The following is a 16,677-nucleotide window of genomic DNA, read 5'->3' as shown; positions in this document are numbered from 1 at the left end:
CACTCCTTATTTATGAAAGAATTTTATCAATTGTGTCGAGTTCTTCAGCTGAGAATCGAGCGGACTTAAGCGCCGCGGCATTTTCTTCGATCTGTTCGGTTTTGCTCGCGCCGATCAGCACCGAGGTGACGCGCGGGTCTTTTAATAGCCAGGCTATCGCCATTTGCGGAAGAGACTGGCCGCGTTCGGCAGCCACTTGATTCAGCTTGCGGACCTTGCCGAGCACGTCTTCTGTGATGCCCTCGGCCTGCAAAAACGGACTGTTCGCATCAGCGGCTCTTGACCCGGCGGGAATCCCTGTCAAATATTTCGTTGTTAAAAGCCCTTGGGCAAGAGGTGTAAACGCGATCGCCCCGGCTCCTTTTTTCTGCAGCACTTGCAGCAGGCCTTTTTCCGGTTCTCTGTGGAACATTGAATATTTGGGCTGATGGATGAGGAGCGGAATCCCGTATTCTTGCAAAATATCAGCCGCCTTTTCGGTCTGTTCAGCACTGTAGTTCGACAAACCGACATATAAAGCTTTTCCTTGCCTGACGATGTGGGCGAGCGCTCCCATCGTCTCTTCCAGCGGTGTATGGGGGTCAGGGCGGTGTGAATAAAATATATCGACATAATCGATGCCCATTCGTTTTAAACTTTGATCAAGGCTCGCCACGAGATACTTTTTTGATCCCCAATCGCCGTATGGTCCGGGCCACATCGTATAGCCGGCTTTCGTGCTGATGACCATTTCATCGCGGTAGCCGGCAAAATCGGTTTTCAGCGCTTTTCCGAATGTTTCTTCGGCAGAACCGGGCGGCGGACCGTAATTATTCGCCAAGTCAAAGTGGGTGATACCCAGGTCAAATGCTTTTCTTAACAGCGCTTTGGCATTTTGCAAGGAAGCCGCTTCTCCGAAATTGTGCCAAAGCCCTAAAGACAAAGCAGGCAGTTTTAATCCTGAATGCCCGCAGAGGTTGTATTTCATATTTTCATAGCGTACATCACTCGCCTGATACCCCATATGGATCCCCCTTTTCATTTTGTAATGAAAATGCTTACCAATCATTTTATGGAACAGGCTGTAAGATTACAATCATACTTTTTTGTAAGTTGAATATTTCTGCCGGTGCCCCGGGCCCAGCGCATGCTGAACCGCCGTTCTCTTTCATTCTTCATTTCTCTTACAAGGAACGGTATAAATATTCGGCCGGGGCGGCTTGTCCATTCCGGTTCCCACATAAAACCCGGGATGAGGCGGCTGATTGTAAGCGACATTTTGCCAGGCTACCCCCAGGCGGTAGACGGGATCGTGCATGAACGTATAGAAACGGTGTTCAGTCGGCTCGGTCGTTGTGTAAATTCGCAGAGCATCGCTTCGGACTGTGCGGAACACGACATCTTCGCGCCAATCGCCGAACAAATTGGCCTGAAGCACTGGCGTCCCTTTCGTCCAATTGTTAGACAGCGTTCCGTCAGCGGTGAGCAGATTGACCAGCCTGCCGCTGTGATAGTCCCATTTATCAATTTTGGGGATGCCTGCGGGTTCTTTCCAATCGTGGTCAAGCAGCTCGCGGAGAAGATCGCCGTCCCACCAAATCGCAAAATTGGCCGAAGCCGGAGCGGCATCGCTGAGCTTTTCTCCCTTACTCGTATAGAGGCCGTACGATTTTCCTTCATTGCCCGGTGGATCGATCGCCCAGACAAGCGCTCCTTTATAGCGGGGATCGATATGCGCGGCTATTCCCCGCCCAACATCTGTATCGGCCGGCACTCCCCAGAGAATTTCCCCTGTACCCGCATCGCGAAATGAGAGGCCGTACGGAAGGCGCGGATCTTCATGCACCTGAAAGACTTCCAGCCCCGGCCGGTCCGGGTCAAGATCGCTCACGTGCATGGCATCACCGTGTCCAAGCCCTGTCGTATAAAGCCCTGTTCCGTCATGATCAACGGCCATCGCGCCGTAGATGATCTCATCTTTCCCGTCACCGTCGACATCAGCGACGCTCAGACTATGGTTTCCCTGCCCGGCATAGCCTTCATTTCCGGGCTTGTCGCTGTCAAACGTCCACAGCTTGGTCAGCTTGCCGTCTCGGAAGTTGTAAGCGACTAGCACCGTTCTTGTGTAATAGCCGCGGGCCATGACAAGGCTCGGCCTTTCGCCGTCCAAATAGGCGATGCCTGCCAAAAACCGATCCATGCGGTTGCCGTATCCATCTCCCCAGTCCTCAAGCCTTCCGCGCGGCGGATCGTAATCCACGGTTGCCAATTCCCTTCCCGTTTCCCCGTGAAAAATCGACAAATATTCAGGGCCGGCCAGAATTCGCCCACCTTCATTTCTGTAATCGGCAGCCTGATCGCCGATCACCCGGCCGGTTCCGTCAACTGTTCCGTCAGCCGTCTTCATAGCAATTTCCGCTTTCCCGTCGCCGTCAAGATCATAGACCATCAATTGGGTATAATGGGCGCCCGCGCGGATGTTCTTCCCGAGATGAACCCTCCACATGAATGTCCCGTCAAGCTTATAGGCATCGATGATGACTTCTCCGGTATAGCCGTTGTGCGCGTTATCTTTCGAATTTGACGGGTCCCATTTGAGCACAATTTCGTATTCTCCATCGCCGTCGAGATCTCCGATGCTCGCGTCATTTGCACTGTACGTATACGGTGCGCCGTCAGGAGTTGTCCCGCCGTCAGGCTTGTTTAACGGAACTTCCAAGTAAGGCTTCTGCCAGACAGCTGTTTTGGGCGACGTCTCGACTTCCTTATCTCCGAGAACCTTGGACACATAATAAAGCGATTTTCCATTTCCGTGTTTATCAAGAAAGTTGGTCGATGATGAAATGGGTGTTGAATTGATTCTTTGTCCGTTGCGGTATAGATTAAAAGCGGTTTCTTCCGGATCGGTTCCTAAGAGCCGCCAGCTGAGAAAAACCCCCTTTTTTGTTTTTACCGCCACAAGGCCGCGGTTTAAGTGTTCCATTTGCTTCGGTTTTGCCGCCGTTTTCACCGGACGAACGCGATCAGCTGCTGCATGTCTGTCCTTTTCTCCCATAGTCCTCTCTCCCCCTTTGCGGTTTGGAATGGCGAACGGGAGAGCCGGAGACCGGATCTCCCGACACCTTATTTCTTGAGCGAGTGTTTCAGCGGATATATATTCAAATCGGAGATTTCTCCTGTGACGAGCCTTGCCAATTGGTTGGCGCCGAACTCGTGAAAATGCACCCTGTCCTGGATGCCTTCCGGATAATTCGGGCTTTCTCCCGGTTCCAGAAACATAAATACGTTTTTAGTCGCTTCAACGCCGATCTCGTTGTAATATTCAATGCTTTTTTTGTTTAAATCGATCACCGGAACGTTCATTTCCCGTCCCAGCTGTCTCATTGCGTTCGGATATTCTCCGATGCTGTTGTAGAAAACGCCCTTTTCATCATAGGTACGTTTGCTTTGAGAAGTGACGAGCACATGACGTCCTCCTTTTTCGCGGGCTTTGTTAATATATGTTCTCAAGTATTCCTGAAATGTCGTATACGGATCTGTATGGCGGGCAGGATCTTGCCCTGCGTCATTAATGCCGAACTGAATCAACAAATAGTCGCCCCGTTTCATCCGGTTCAAAATCGTAGCCAGCGACCGTTCATCCACAAAACTTTTCGCGCTTCTCGCGCGTTTCGCCTGGTTGTCGATGACGATTTCATCCGAGAAATAGCCGCCTAAAAATTGCCCCCAGCCTGCCATCGGCGCATAGCCGGGCTCATAATCGGAGACCGTGGAATCGCCCGCCAGAAAGACCGTCGTGTTGTCATCCGTCACATGATAAGCCGTCTTCGTAATGACCAACGCATTAAGGCGCGGCATTGTTCTCGCCGTTAAGGCTTGGATCGAAAGACGGCCGCCGGAAATATGAATCGGAAACGTTTTTTCGTTGTATCCGCCCGCTTCCGCTCCAAACGAATACAGCTGGAGCATGCCGTTTGCCCGTACGTCCATGTTCGTCTTTGCCCGCGCATCTCCGGTTATGATTTGGACTTGATATTGACCGTCAGGCAAATCGACAGTAAACGCCGTCCCATCCGGAATGCAGAAGTCTGAACGAAGCGGGTCGGCCGTACCTCGGTCCGTGCAGGACACCTTTGCCGCGTCGTCAAATCCGTAGCCTTTTAGAGGGGTATAGGCCGAAGCAGCGCCTACCGGAATAAAACCCGAAGCAAGAGGCCCGTCACCGAAATCGAACTGATACACCTCGAAATTTCGATGGCATACACCTTTGGCTGAGGCCCCTTCACTCCAGATCGAGGCGCCCGTCTTCCACCGAAACGGTGAACGCTTTTTCGGCTGAGCTTCCCTTTGCTCCGGCCGGGATCGTCCCCATTTTTTCTCCTTCGGCATAAAGCTTCAATTCACCGCTGGATGATGCAAAAACGGTCACGCGGTATTTGCCGGGGGAGAGATCTGCCAGAAAAGCCGTCCGGTTCACGATACAATAGTCTTTTTTGAGCGCTTCTTTTTTTTGCGTCTTTTTGCACACAGCGCTTCCTGCCTGAGAAAATCCGTAGCCAGCACCATTTTGATACACGGAGGACTCGTTCACTTTCACATAATCCTTCTCAGCGGGACCTTTTCCAAAATCGAACAGAAAAAGATCCTGACTGTGATGCGCGGCAGCGGCTTTCGGCTGCGCAGGTCCCCCATTCCCATGATGAAAAAGAAAAGGAGGGGGATGACCCATAAGCAGCGAACATATCGCTTCATTATGCAGCTCCCCTTTATCATCAGCGTGTATAAATGTTCGGCTTCTCCGGTGTCTGCATGCCTTCGCCTAAATAAAAGCCGGTGTGCGGAGGCTGGTTGTAGCCGACATTCTGCCAGGCGATACCGAGGCGATAGACTGCATCATGCATCAGCGTATACATGCGGTGCTCCGTCACGTCTGTCGTCGTGTAGATGCGCAGTTCGCTGCTGTCCTCCGCTCGCCAGACCACTTCTTCGCGCCAGTCTCCGAGAATGTCCGCCTGCAGGGACGGCGTCGCTTTTGTTCCGTTATTTGCCGAAGCTCCGGACGCTGTCAGCAAGTTGACGGTTCGCGAATTTTGATAATCCCATTTATCAATTCTGTTGCTGTCCAGAAGCTCTCTTTGGAGATCGCCGTCCCACCAGATGCCGAAGTTCGTTGATGAAGGCAATGTGTTTCCGATTTTTACGCCTTTTGCCGTATAAAGACTGCCGTTCGCCCATACTTCCGCTCCTTCGTAGCGCGGATCGATATCAGCGGCCATTCCGCGTCCGACATCTTTACCTGCGTGAACTCCCCAGATGATCTTTCCTGTTTTCGCATCGCGGAAGGACAAGCCATAAGGAGAATTGCTGTTTTCATGGACTTGGAAGACTTCCAGTCCAGGCCTTGACGGGTCCAGGTTCCCTGTATGCATGGCATCCCCATGTCCCCAGCCGGTTGAGTAGAGGCCTTTTCCGTCATGATCGACAGCCATCGCTCCGTATATGATCTCGTCCTTTCCATCTCCGTCAACGTCGGCGACGCTCAAACTGTGGTTGCCTTGACCGGCATAGGCGCCATTTCCGGGAGCATCCGAATCGAACGTCCACAGCTTGGTCAGCTTTCCGCCTCTGAAGTTGTAAGCGACTAGCACTGTTCTCGTGTAATAACCGCGTGCCATGACAAAACTCGGCCGCTCCCCGTCAAGGTATGCGACACCGGCCAGAAAGCGGTCAACCCTGTTGCCGTAGCTGTCTCCCCAATCGGCTACATTTCCCCGGGCAGGTTCGTAGTTGACCGTTGTAAGCTCAGCGCCTGTATCGCCTTTAAAAACCGTCAAATACTCAGGCCCTGACAAAATTCGGCCTTGGGCATTGCGGTAATCGGCGTTTGCATTGCCGATCACCTTCCCTTTGCCGTCCTTCGTCCCGTCTGCCGTCTTCATGGCGATTTCCGCTTTTCCATCGCCGTCAAAGTCATAGACGAGAAACTGCGTATAATGGGCGCCGGCGCGAATATTTTTGCCAAGGTTGATTCTCCACATCATGGTGCCGTCAAGCTTGTATGCGTCAATCAGCACATCTCCCGTGTATCCGTCCTGTGAATTATCCTTTGAATTGGAAGGATCCCACTTGAGAATGATTTCATATTGGCCGTCTCCATCAAGGTCGCCTACGCTCGCATCATTGGCGCTGTATGTGTATGACACCCCATCAGGCGTTTTTCCTCCGGCCGGTTTTTGCAGCGGAACAGATTTATATTGTTTATTCAATACGCCGACGGATTCAGAAGGAGCCTGCTCCCTGCCGTTCAAAACGGCGCGCACCTGGTAAACGGCGTTCAAATCCCCGCCTGCATCCTGATAGTTTGTGCTCGATGTAATCGGAGAACCGTTCAGCTTCTTTCCGTTTCGATACACATTAAATGAAACAGAAGACGGCTCGGTTCCCAGAAGCCGCCAGCTGACAAAGACACCGTTCCCCGTTTTAACAGCGACAAGCCCCCTGTTAAGCGATTCCATTTGCCTTGCCTGCGCAGCCGTCCGCCCGTCTGCCTCAGCTTGCTCCGAGAAGCCGGTCACTAGCGTGATTAATAAAAGAGATGACGCGGCCAACAGGTTCTTCCACCTTTTCTTTCCTTTTTTCATCATCTTCTCCCTTCACCATTTTTGTAAACGCTTACTCAAAAGGGATTCTATTACGGCTTCCATTTTTATTCAATTGCACTTTTTTGCCGAAGGGAAAAGATGTGTTCAAGTCCGGTCTTAAGCGGTTCAGCCTTTCCAATTGATATTTTTTTGCCCGATTTTCTCATTTTTGCACAGTTCAGCTAGCCTTCCAGACGCAAAAAACAGCGATGTGCGATAAACATCGATACAAGAGCAAACAAACTGACACCATAAAATGGGATCAGACCCGGAACCGTCAACAGCACATACACGACCAAGCAACCAGCAGCAGCCATTCCGGCCGTCGTCAAAGGGCGAACGAGACCGATCAGCGCAGCCTGTGAAAAATAGCGGACAAACGGCAGCTGAACATGAACGTAAAGCGGAAAAATATAAATGAAAACCACGAGATAGATGAGCCCGGCCACCAGTGTGGCATAGCTGATCATGATCGAAAATAAATCCGCACGGACGCGGAAAAATTGATAGTTTACGAATAAAATTGTTCCGGCGGTAATGAGGATGAGCCCAAGTCCGTTTGCTTTGAAAAACTCTTTTTTATACGTTTGATAAAACGTTTTGAACAGCGGTGCGTCCGTCCGGCCGAGCAGCCACTTGCGCACGACCGTGAACATCGCAGCCGTGCTCGGCGCCCAGCCGAAAACAATGCCTCCTCCCAGCGTGAATAAAACCCAGATCCCGTTCAGCCAGGCGATTTTCATGATCGCTTCACACGCGCCGTACATCATCGCCATTACGCCTTTATCCCGCATGTCCGCTCCTCCTTTCAGCCGCGCAGCAGCCTGCGCACTTCAAAGTTGGCGTAGGCTGCTTCCAGCGGAGCCATTTGTCTGAAGCCGATCTTTCCTGCGCCGTAAACAGGGCCGAAACGCCTGCCGTCATCCGTCCATTCCAAAATGGGCAGCTCGTTGATTGAAAAACGAACGTATGCCCCGTCCTTTATGAGCTTCATCCGGTAGGGAGGCAAAGCGTCTGCAGCGGGCGGAAGCGGATCAGCTCCTTCACAGACGAGGTGAAAGCCGCGGCTTTTCCTGAGGTTGCATGTTCGGAATGCTCTTTCATCAGCATGCTTATGTCTGAAATACGACAGGTGCAATGTGTTGATGTCCCCGGAATGATATTGCGGATATTTCCCCGTCCTCTCCGCCAGCCGCCCGTCAAATAAATCTTCGCCATTCATGCCGGCGGCTGCAAAAAATATCATGCATAAGCCAGGCTCCCGCACAGGGTAGAAATCCCACTTCACAACAATTCCATCAGGGAATGTCTCAGGGCACCAGTAAACAAAATGAGCATCGTCCCCATATTGCTCAGCGTCAAGTTCGTTCTCCATATGCAGGCGGCCGTTCTGAAAACGAACGATTCCTTTCCCTTCCATCACCCAGCCGCGGAGATCTTCAGGAGAAGATAAAGGGTTTTGATAAATCAGGCTTCCTTCTCTTCCATTACACTCCGGCACGGAAATCGCTCCTTTCACAAAGCAGATAAGCCGATAGAGGCAGACCAAGCTCTCTGATTCCTTCTGTCACCAGCCTGGCGACTTGACGGGCCCCTGCTTCGGAAAAATGGGTATTGTCTTCGATTCCATTTGGATAATGAGGGTGCTCATGAGGCTGAAAGTGGACAAACAGCCGTTTTGAACCTTCGATTCCGAGAGATTCATAGAGCGCTTTTGTTTTGGACCATAAATCGATCAGCGGAACGTCGAAGCTGTCAGCGAGCGCCTTCATCGCTTTCGGAAAATCCCCGAGTGTGTCGGCGGGCTTTCCGTTTTGATCAAAACGTCTGCGCTCTGCGGAAGTGATCAAAACCGGTGTCGCTTGTTTTTCGCGAACCGCTTCCACATAGCGGACAAGATGCTCCTGATAGGTTGTATAAGGGTCTGTTCCGTACGGTTTTTGATCGTTGTGGCCGAACTGGATCAACACATAATCACCAGGCGCAAGCCGCTCCGTAATGTCATCGAGCCGGCCTTCATCAATGAAGCTGTTCGAACTGGCCCCGCCTTTTGCCATATTCACGACCGCAGCCTCATCTGAGAAAAACAGCGGAAGCATCTGCCCCCAGCCGGCCATCGGCGCTTCATGCGGGGGACAGTCTGCGACGGTCGAGTCCCCGGCCAAATATACTGTCACTTTCGGTTTTTTGTCTGTTCGTTTCATAGCACTCTCCCTTTCACGAAGATTCCTGATGAATCTGCCTGTAGCGGCTCGGCGGAATGCCGACCTGCTTCTTGAAAATCCGGTTGAAATAGCTGTGTCTGTAGCCGACCTCTTCAGAAACGTCATGGATTTTTTTATTCGTCTCAAGAAGCAGCTCTTTCGCTTTTTCGATTCTGAGCCGGGTAACATAGTCGATAAAATTGATGCCGGTTACTTGTTTGAAAGCTTTGCTCAGGGTATACGAATTCGTCCCGGCCCGATCAGCGCAGCTTTCAAGCGAGATATCGTTCATATAATCCTGATGAATCATCTCAAGCACCTGTTCGACAAGCCGTTTTTGCTGTCTGTTTTTCCTTCCTTCCATCTCTTTAAGATAAGGGCTTATGCAACGCTCCATCATCCAGCCGACAGCCCTTTCCGGCTCCCTCAGCTCCGAAAGCTCCTGAAGCAGGTTTTTTCGGCTGAACAATTCATAGGGGTGAAGGCCGGAATGAAAGATCTCTTCTTGGATCTTTGCGAACAGCTGCATCATGCCCGGCTGGATGCGGATTTCCGTTTTTCCTTTTTCGGACAGCTCCCGGATAAACAGCCTGATCCTTCTTTCGACTTCATCCCTTTCTTCAAGCCGCAACGCCCTGACTACCTCTTTTTCAAGAGCGAACGGATAGTATGATTCAGCGGGAGGCATGTCTTCCCGCCGGCTTAAATCGATCACCTGGCTGGCGTTTTCGAACTGTCTGTAATGCCTGCCTTCTTTCACCTCTTCATAAATGCCGGGAATGTCTTTTAACTTGTCAGCGGTTTTTGATACCGTCACTGTGACGTGCAGTTTGGATATGCTGTAGATCACATCTGTCAGCTCACGCACAAATTGGGCGATTTCTTCCTTGAAGGCTGTATTCCGGCCGCTCGCCAGCAGCACCGCAAGCGATAGCGAACGGACATCTGTCATATAAATATGGTTGAATGTCCTTCCAGCCAGTTCGCGCGTAATGTTTCCCAACAGAAAGCCCGCCAGACTTTCATCCTTTTTTGTAAAAGATCCGTTTCCTTCGTAGAGTCCCGTCAGCTGGACATCGATGATGGTAAACACATTGTCTTTTGCTTCCCAGCCCCACCTTTTCAGACGATCTCTCAAATTCCTCTCTGATTCATCTGCAAAGTATCCGCTCAGAAGGCGCTGAAAAAAAACGTTTGCAGCATGGGGCAGTTCCTTTTTCAGTCTGCCGCTTTCCTCAGATAGGTCTTCCCAGCGCTTCTCGAGCCAATGAAATTCATCCGGAAAATAGGCCGCCTTTCCCTCTCCGGAGCAGAGCTTGATCAGCCTTGCGACAGGTGAATAAATTTTGTGTGACGCATACCATGCCAGAATGAAGGCAAGAACGATCCCGGCGATGCTGACCGACGCGATGAGCTTCGATAAAAACAGCACCGGAGCCGTAATGGCCGACATCGGTGAAGCCGAAACATAGGTCCATTCCTGGTTCAATCTGTCCATTCGTCCGTATGAAACGGAATACGCACCTCCGCTCCAATCCATAACAAAGGAGCCCTGTGGATTTTTTTGTTTCTCAAGCCTTTCTTTTAAGGCGCTTTCAAAGTTGGTTTTGCCGCGATTGCTCCAAGAAACAGGCTTCTGATTATGATGAAAAAGGAGCGCTGTTCCCTTTGAATACGGCGAAAGGCTCTCAAGCAACCGGCCCAATTCTCTTTCGTCAAGCGTCAAAATCAGCGCGCCGAACGGTTCTAAGATGCCTCCCGGAATTTTATGGACAAGGGCCATTCCGGATGAAGCGCCGCTCATGTCTTTCCAATAGACGTTTTGACCGCCTTCAAGCAGCGAATGATAAGCCTTCAAGATTTTCCGGTCGGTCAGTCCGTTGTATTCTGGATTTAAGAGAATCGGCTCCTTCCCTTGAATGAACAGTTCAACCTTGTGAATGAGCGGATTTTGATCCTGAAGCAAAAACAGCGATTTTGAGAGCTTGTACGTCGTTTGAAAATCCGTTTGCAGATCGGCATCGGCCAGACCGTTCATCAGGCGCGGATCATATGCAAGCTGGGAGAGCATGATCTCAAGCCCTTCCAGCTTGTCATCGATTTGGCTGATTTGGCGTTTCACCTGGTTCTCGTGCAGATGTTGGAGCTCTTTTTCAATTTTCGCAGCCGAAAACAAATAGACTCCTGCACCCGTCAATAAGCCGGGAATACACGCAATCAGCAGGATCATCACAAAGCTTTTTTTAAAAAAACTCCCTTTACGCCGTGAAACATATCTTTGATGCAGCTTTTTCATCCCTTTTCCCCCCACTGCAATGAAAAGAATGTTTCTTTTTTCAATTTCTATTGGAACGCGCGCGACTTGGAGCGGACGACATCTGCCAAAAAGGTCAGGGCAAGCCCCTGTCCCCAGCCTTGAATCCGTTTATACGGAACGTCTTTGTAACCCTGCGCATCCCGCATCACTGCTGTACCCGCAGAAACGCGCTCCACCCTTCCGTCAGGCGCGACCGCATCCGTAATGGCTGAGAGCGCCTTCTGAACGGATTTGTGGTATAGCGAGCCTCTTGACAGCAAACCGGATGCAATCCCGGCAGAGCCTGACACTTCAAGGTATGAATCCGGGTCCGTCAGTACGGTGTGCCATAAACCTGAGGGATGCTGAAGCCTGACAAGCGCGCTCAGCAAGTCCCGGAGCGAACCGTCAATGATCATATAAGACGGATGCGTAACATCGATTAAAGGGAGCGCTTTTGCCATCGTTAAAGCTGCCCATCCGTTTCCCCTTCCCCAAAATATGCCTGACAGGTTGTTTTTGGCCACATGGTCCCATGCGTGATAATAAAGATTGGTCTCCATATCCTGCAAAAATTCTTCATGGCCGTGATACTGGCTCAGCCCGTCTTCAAAATATTCCTCGCTGCCGACAAGCTTTCCGATTCGGAGAAGGAACAAGCCCGCCATCATCATCGTATCGACCCATGCCTGTTCAGGGAATACATGTTTCTCTGAGTTGACGGTGTGCTGCAAAACCCCGTCTGCGAACCGAGGCGCTTCGTGGAGCACATAGTCCGCCATTTGCCGGGCGGCGTCCAGATAACGGTCATCTCCTGTCGCCTGGTAGAGCGATATGAGGGTATGGCCGATGGATACTCCGTTGATCGACAGCTTAGGCAATCCGTCTTCAAGCTTTTCATCCGTCCAGTTTTTCAAAAGCTCGAGGTATTCTTCATTTTCGGTTGCTTCATACGCCTCAGCCACGCCGTAAAACGCGACGCCGCCCGGCCAATCCCATTCGAAATCCATCTCAAATGTCCGCTTAACGATTCTGTCGATCACTTGATTGAGTTTTTCTTCATCAAAAACAAGCTTTGTCATGCACTCTTCTCTCCTTTTTATTTTAATCCGCTCATGCTGATTCCTTGGACGATCGATTTTTGAAAAACGAAAAACACGAGGATCACCGGGACGAGTGAGACGACTGACATCGCAAACATCGCCCCCCAGTTAGACGCCGTTTCCGTATCTAAAAACAGCTTTAATGCCAGAGAAACCGGGTAAAGCTCCGGCTTGTTCAAGTAAAGAAGCGGATTGATCAGTTCCTCCCACTTCCAGTAAAACGAGAAGATGGCGGACGTCGCGAGCGCCGGTGCGATCAATGGCAAAATAATTCTGAAAAAGATGCCGAGACGGCTGCAGCCGTCAATCTTTGCCGCTTCATCGAGTTCTACCGGGATCGTCCTGATGAACTGAATCATCAGAAAGATAAAAAACGCGTGCCCGAAAAATTGGGGAACAACGATCGGCTTGAATGAATTCAGCCAATCCAGCTTTGCAAAAATGATGTACTGCGGAATCATCAGCACCTCGTGCGGCAGCATCATCGTCACCATCATGCAGCTAAACCAAAACGCCTTCCCTTTAAACGGAATCCGCGCGAATCCGTAAGCGATGAACGCCGAGGACAAGACCGCGCCGGCCGTCGAAAGGCCGACAATGATAAGCGAATTTTTAATGAATGTGATGAACGGCTGTCCGGCGATCCCTTTCCAGCCCTCCGTATAATTGGACAGGATCAAGGGGTCCGGAATGAGCGAGTGGGATGTGGCGAATATGCTCGCACTTTCTTTAAACGAGCTTGCGATCAGCCAGATAACGGGATACAAAAGGATGATCGCAAGACCGGCCGTCGTGATATGAAACACGAGACGCCCGGCTCTTTTCTTTCTATTTCCCGCAGGAAGCGGGGCAGGCGCGGCCCGCCCCGAAATATCTTTTACCGGCTCCACCAGCTACCCCTCCTTCGATTCGTAATGCACCCATAAGGATGAAGTTTTGAACAATATGAATGTGACAAGGCCGATCAGGATCAGCATCACCCATGCCATAGCCGAAGCGTAGCCCATTTGGAAAAAGTTGAACGCCCGCTGGAACAAATAGAGGGAATACAGAAGCGTCCCGTCAAGCGGACCGCCTTCCCCTTTTGAAATAATGTAGGCCGGCGTAAAGGTCATGAAGGCTGAAATGGTCTGCATCACCAAATTAAAAAAGATGATCGGGCTGAGAAGCGGGAGCGTAATGAGAAAAAACCGCTGAAACCTGTTTGCACCATCAACGCTTGCCGCTTCCTGATACATCGGCGGAATATTTTTCAATCCGGCAAGAAAGATCAGCATGGAAGAGCCGAACTGCCACACAGACAAAAGAATCAAGGTCCACAATGCGCTTGTCGGGTCCTGATACCAAAAAATCTTCTTGTCAAAACCAAGGAAGAACAAAAGCCCATTGATGACACCGTCATTGCCAAATACATTGCGCCACATAATCGCAACCGCCACGCTGCCGCCGATGATGGACGGGAGATAAAAGAGCGTCCGGTAAATGCCCACACCCTTTTCGGCTCTGTTCAAAATCACCGCGATGAAAAGCGCAAACGCGAGGCGCAGCGGCACACCGGCGAGCACGTAATAAAACGTAACTTTCAGCGAACCCCAGTATTTTTCATCATCGGTCAGCATCGCCTTATAGTTGTCAAAGCCGACCCATTTGGGCGGGGTGAACAGATCGTAGCTTGTAAAAGACAGAAACAGCGAGGCTCCCATCGGAATGACGGTAAAGCACAAAAATCCGATAATAAACGGGGAAATAAAGGCATAACCCGCCAAATTGTCAATTCTTTTTTTTCGCTTCACGTTCACTTCCTCCTGGATTTGATGAGCGGCCTTCCTTCACTTGCCCCGCTTATCATTGTTGATTTCTTTTCAGTATGGCGTCCGCTTCTTTTCTGAACTTCGCGGCTCCTTCTTCAGGCGTGATCTTTTTAAACAAAATTTGGTCTGACGTGTCTTTTAGCAGCTTGATGACTTCGGCGCTGCTGATCGGCTCAGGCGGTTCCGCTTCTCCCGCGTACTCCGTAGCCCGTTCGACATATTCGAAAATCTTTTTCTCCTCTTCGCTCAGTTCTGACTTCACTGTTTCCGCTATTTTGGAGGAGACCGGTACGCCTCTTTCTCCTTTGATCAGGGCATTGGCTTTTTCATTGTTAATAAAGAAGTCGATAAATGCAGCCGCTTCTTTTTTCTGTTCGGAGCTTTTCGGAATTGAAAACAGCATGCTCGGCCTTAAAAACAGCGCCTTTTCCTTCGCCTGTTCAGGAGGCAGCTTTAATGACAGGGGCGCATCGGTAAGCTGCGCGAACGCCGCAAACTGATTTGAATAATTCCATGTTGCAGCGGTTCGGCCTTTGACGATAAAATCGTCTTCCATCCCCTTCACCTGCGCGCTTTCATCAGGCGTCGGCGAAGCTTTTTCATCGACGAGCTTCACCTGCCGCTTGAAGTAATCGACAAACAGCTTGTCGTCTGAATAAGCAAGGCCTGTGCCGTCCTCTTTATAGAAGCGCTCGCCCTTCGTCCTGAGGTAGTACGGGAAAAAGACATCGGGCGGATGCATGCCGTTTGAACCGTATTGTCCCGTCTTCTCTTCGACCTCTAGCGCCAGGTTTTCAAAATCGGTCCACGTCCAGCTGCCATCGTCAATCTCGACGCCCGCTTCTTTTAGCAAGTCGTCATTGGTAATCACCGACAGTACATTCACACCGAGCGGGAAGCCGTATAGCTGATCACCGATTTTTCCGCCTTTGATCGTCTTTTCATCAATCGATTCGGTATTGATCGTCCCGTCTTTGACATACGGAGTCAGATCTTCAAGCTGGCCTTTCTTGCCGTATTGGGATAAATACGCCATATCCATTTGAATCACATCGGGCAGCTGCCCTGCCGCGGACATCGGGGCAAGCTTTTTCCAATAATCGTCCCAATTCGCAAACTCCGCTTCGATTTTGACATGCGGATGTTCCTTTTCATACAGCTCAATGATTTTTGATGTATAATCATGCCGAGGCTGTCCGCCCCACCATGCGACCCTTAAGGTAACCTTCTTTTTGCCGTCCGCACCGGCCGCCTCTTCAGTGTTTGAACTGCATCCGAACAGGCCGAGCGTCAGCAAAATGCACAAAGAGACAAACACAAATCTTCTCATCAACATTCCCCCTCCCCAATTTGTAAGTGCTTACATTTCATTTTAAATTCAGCTTTCTGTCCCAGAAACTCAAAAAACAGAGAAGAATGTTAAAAAAACAGAGATTCCGTCAATGCGCAAAAAACCGCCGGATAAACCCGGCGGCATTAAAACGTGTTGTCTTCTTTTTTTCGAAATTCTGACGGGGTGAGTCCCGTGTATTTTTTAAAGACAAGGCTGAAGTATTTTGGATTGTGGCCAAACCCCAGTTCCTCTGCCAGCGTGCCGATGGCCGTGTTTTTAGACTTCTTCATCTTCGCGATCGCTTTTTCGATGCGCACCTTTGCGACATAGCTTGAAAACTTCTCACCGGTTTCCTGTTTAAACAGCTTGCCGAGATAATCCGGATTCATATACAGCATGTTGCGGGCTGCCCACTTTAGCGAAAGCTTCGGATTTGAGGCCTCCTTTTCGATGAGATCAAGCATCCTTCCGATTAAAACCGATGTCTCCCCTTCATCTTGGACGATCTTTCTATATGCCTTTTCGTACATCGCGGAGGCTTCGCTGATATTGCCGCTTTCGCTGAGTGATGCTTCTGGTTCAAATCGGAGCAGGCGGCGTGAAAGCTCTTGGACGCTTTTCATTTTTTCCTCAAGCACAGCAGAAGCCAATGTTCCGTCTACTGCACAGACAAGCAATTGCTGAACCCGGGCCGAGGCGATGACAGCACCGTTCAGCACCTCATCCGCAATGGATTCAACGCCTTGTGCATAATCTTTATCCTCCCCGTCCCGGACGGAAAACAGGATCAGCCTGATGGCCTTTTGCTCTGAAAAAAAGCGCAGGCACGCTTCATCCTCGATGCCGCCTCCGGTGATCAGCTCTTTTAACATCTGCTTCATAAGATGCGGCTTCATCATCTCCAGATCGGTTTTCACTTTTTGCGCCGATTCCTCTTTTTTCAGCTCGCCGATCACGCTTTGAAGCGAATCTGTAATATGGCTCTCATTGCAGGGTTTGAGCAAATAATGCCTGACTCCGTATGACATCGCTTTTTTTGCATATTCAAACTGGCCGAAGCCCGTCAGCAAAATAAACCGGATTGACGGGTGGTCGCGGGACACTTTTTCGATCAGTTCGAGCCCTCCCATCCCAGGCATTTTAATATCGCTGATCACAATGTCCGGCCGCTTTTCCATAATCAGGCGGTAAGCATCAATCCCGTTCTGTGCGGCCCCGATCAAAGACGTCCCGAACGAATTCCACTCGATCATGCTGGAGATGCCGTCAAGAATAATCCGTTCATCGTCCGCCAACAGCACTTTATACAT

General features: G+C 50.5%; 14 protein-coding genes. All 14 read right to left on the bottom strand.

The window, feature by feature from the left end:
• Positions 1 to 10: 10 nt before the first annotated feature.
• The gene (gene mgrA / locus TRNA_RS28370; protein WP_003180918.1) at positions 11 to 1,003 is read right to left on the bottom strand and encodes an L-glyceraldehyde 3-phosphate reductase; all 993 of its coding nucleotides are present in this window, start codon (positions 1,001 to 1,003) and stop codon (positions 11 to 13) included.
• Positions 1,004 to 1,147: 144 nt separating this feature from the next.
• Entirely contained in the window at positions 1,148 to 3,034 is a 1,887-nt protein-coding gene (locus TRNA_RS28365) for a rhamnogalacturonan lyase (protein ID WP_009328709.1), read from the bottom strand.
• A gap of 68 nt (positions 3,035 to 3,102) precedes the next feature.
• The gene (locus TRNA_RS43195; protein WP_003180915.1) at positions 3,103 to 4,221 is read right to left on the bottom strand and encodes a rhamnogalacturonan acetylesterase; all 1,119 of its coding nucleotides are present in this window, start codon (positions 4,219 to 4,221) and stop codon (positions 3,103 to 3,105) included.
• Positions 4,222 to 4,261: 40 nt separating this feature from the next.
• Positions 4,262 to 4,576, bottom strand: coding sequence for a hypothetical protein (locus TRNA_RS28355; RefSeq protein ID WP_009328710.1), 315 nt, complete (start codon positions 4,574 to 4,576; stop codon positions 4,262 to 4,264).
• 175 nt (positions 4,577 to 4,751) lie between these two features.
• Entirely contained in the window at positions 4,752 to 6,494 is a 1,743-nt protein-coding gene (locus tag TRNA_RS28350; protein WP_124932219.1) for a rhamnogalacturonan lyase, read from the bottom strand.
• Between the two features lie 308 nt (positions 6,495 to 6,802).
• On the bottom strand, positions 6,803 to 7,414 hold the full coding sequence (locus TRNA_RS28345) for a YesL family protein (protein ID WP_003180908.1): 612 nt from the start codon (positions 7,412 to 7,414) through the stop codon (positions 6,803 to 6,805).
• 14 nt (positions 7,415 to 7,428) lie between these two features.
• A complete protein-coding gene (locus tag TRNA_RS28340) occupies positions 7,429 to 8,121 on the bottom strand; it encodes a YesU family protein (protein WP_003180906.1) in 693 nt (230 codons plus the stop codon).
• The gene (locus TRNA_RS28335) at positions 8,108 to 8,824 is read right to left on the bottom strand and encodes a rhamnogalacturonan acetylesterase (RefSeq protein WP_003180904.1); all 717 of its coding nucleotides are present in this window, start codon (positions 8,822 to 8,824) and stop codon (positions 8,108 to 8,110) included. Before TRNA_RS28335 ends, TRNA_RS28340 begins: the two co-directional genes overlap by 14 nt.
• 13 nt (positions 8,825 to 8,837) lie before the next feature.
• Positions 8,838 to 9,116, bottom strand: a complete 279-nt coding sequence (locus TRNA_RS44425; protein WP_223307109.1) for a helix-turn-helix transcriptional regulator — start codon at positions 9,114 to 9,116, stop codon at positions 8,838 to 8,840.
• Between the two features lie 2,051 nt (positions 9,117 to 11,167).
• A complete protein-coding gene (locus TRNA_RS28325; RefSeq protein ID WP_011197819.1) occupies positions 11,168 to 12,202 on the bottom strand; it encodes a glycoside hydrolase family 88/105 protein in 1,035 nt (344 codons plus the stop codon).
• Positions 12,203 to 12,219: 17 nt separating this feature from the next.
• Positions 12,220 to 13,095: a carbohydrate ABC transporter permease gene (locus TRNA_RS28320; RefSeq protein WP_085959963.1), complete on the bottom strand. Its 876-nt coding sequence runs from the start codon at positions 13,093 to 13,095 to the stop codon at positions 12,220 to 12,222.
• A 21-nt stretch (positions 13,096 to 13,116) separates the two neighbouring features.
• Positions 13,117 to 14,034, bottom strand: coding sequence for a carbohydrate ABC transporter permease (locus TRNA_RS28315; protein ID WP_171003031.1), 918 nt, complete (start codon positions 14,032 to 14,034; stop codon positions 13,117 to 13,119).
• Between the two features lie 34 nt (positions 14,035 to 14,068).
• The gene (locus TRNA_RS28310) at positions 14,069 to 15,364 is read right to left on the bottom strand and encodes an ABC transporter substrate-binding protein (protein WP_011197816.1); all 1,296 of its coding nucleotides are present in this window, start codon (positions 15,362 to 15,364) and stop codon (positions 14,069 to 14,071) included.
• A gap of 146 nt (positions 15,365 to 15,510) precedes the next feature.
• Positions 15,511 to 16,677 carry a response regulator gene (locus TRNA_RS28305; RefSeq protein WP_011197815.1) on the bottom strand — a complete coding sequence of 389 codons (1,167 nt, stop codon included), beginning with the start codon at positions 16,675 to 16,677 and terminating at the stop codon, positions 15,511 to 15,513.

The sequence above is a fragment of the Bacillus licheniformis DSM 13 = ATCC 14580 genome, assembly GCF_000011645.1.
GTDB classification, from domain to species: Bacteria; Bacillota; Bacilli; order Bacillales; family Bacillaceae; genus Bacillus; species Bacillus licheniformis.
This window is presented reverse-complemented; position numbering and strand designations above follow the sequence as displayed.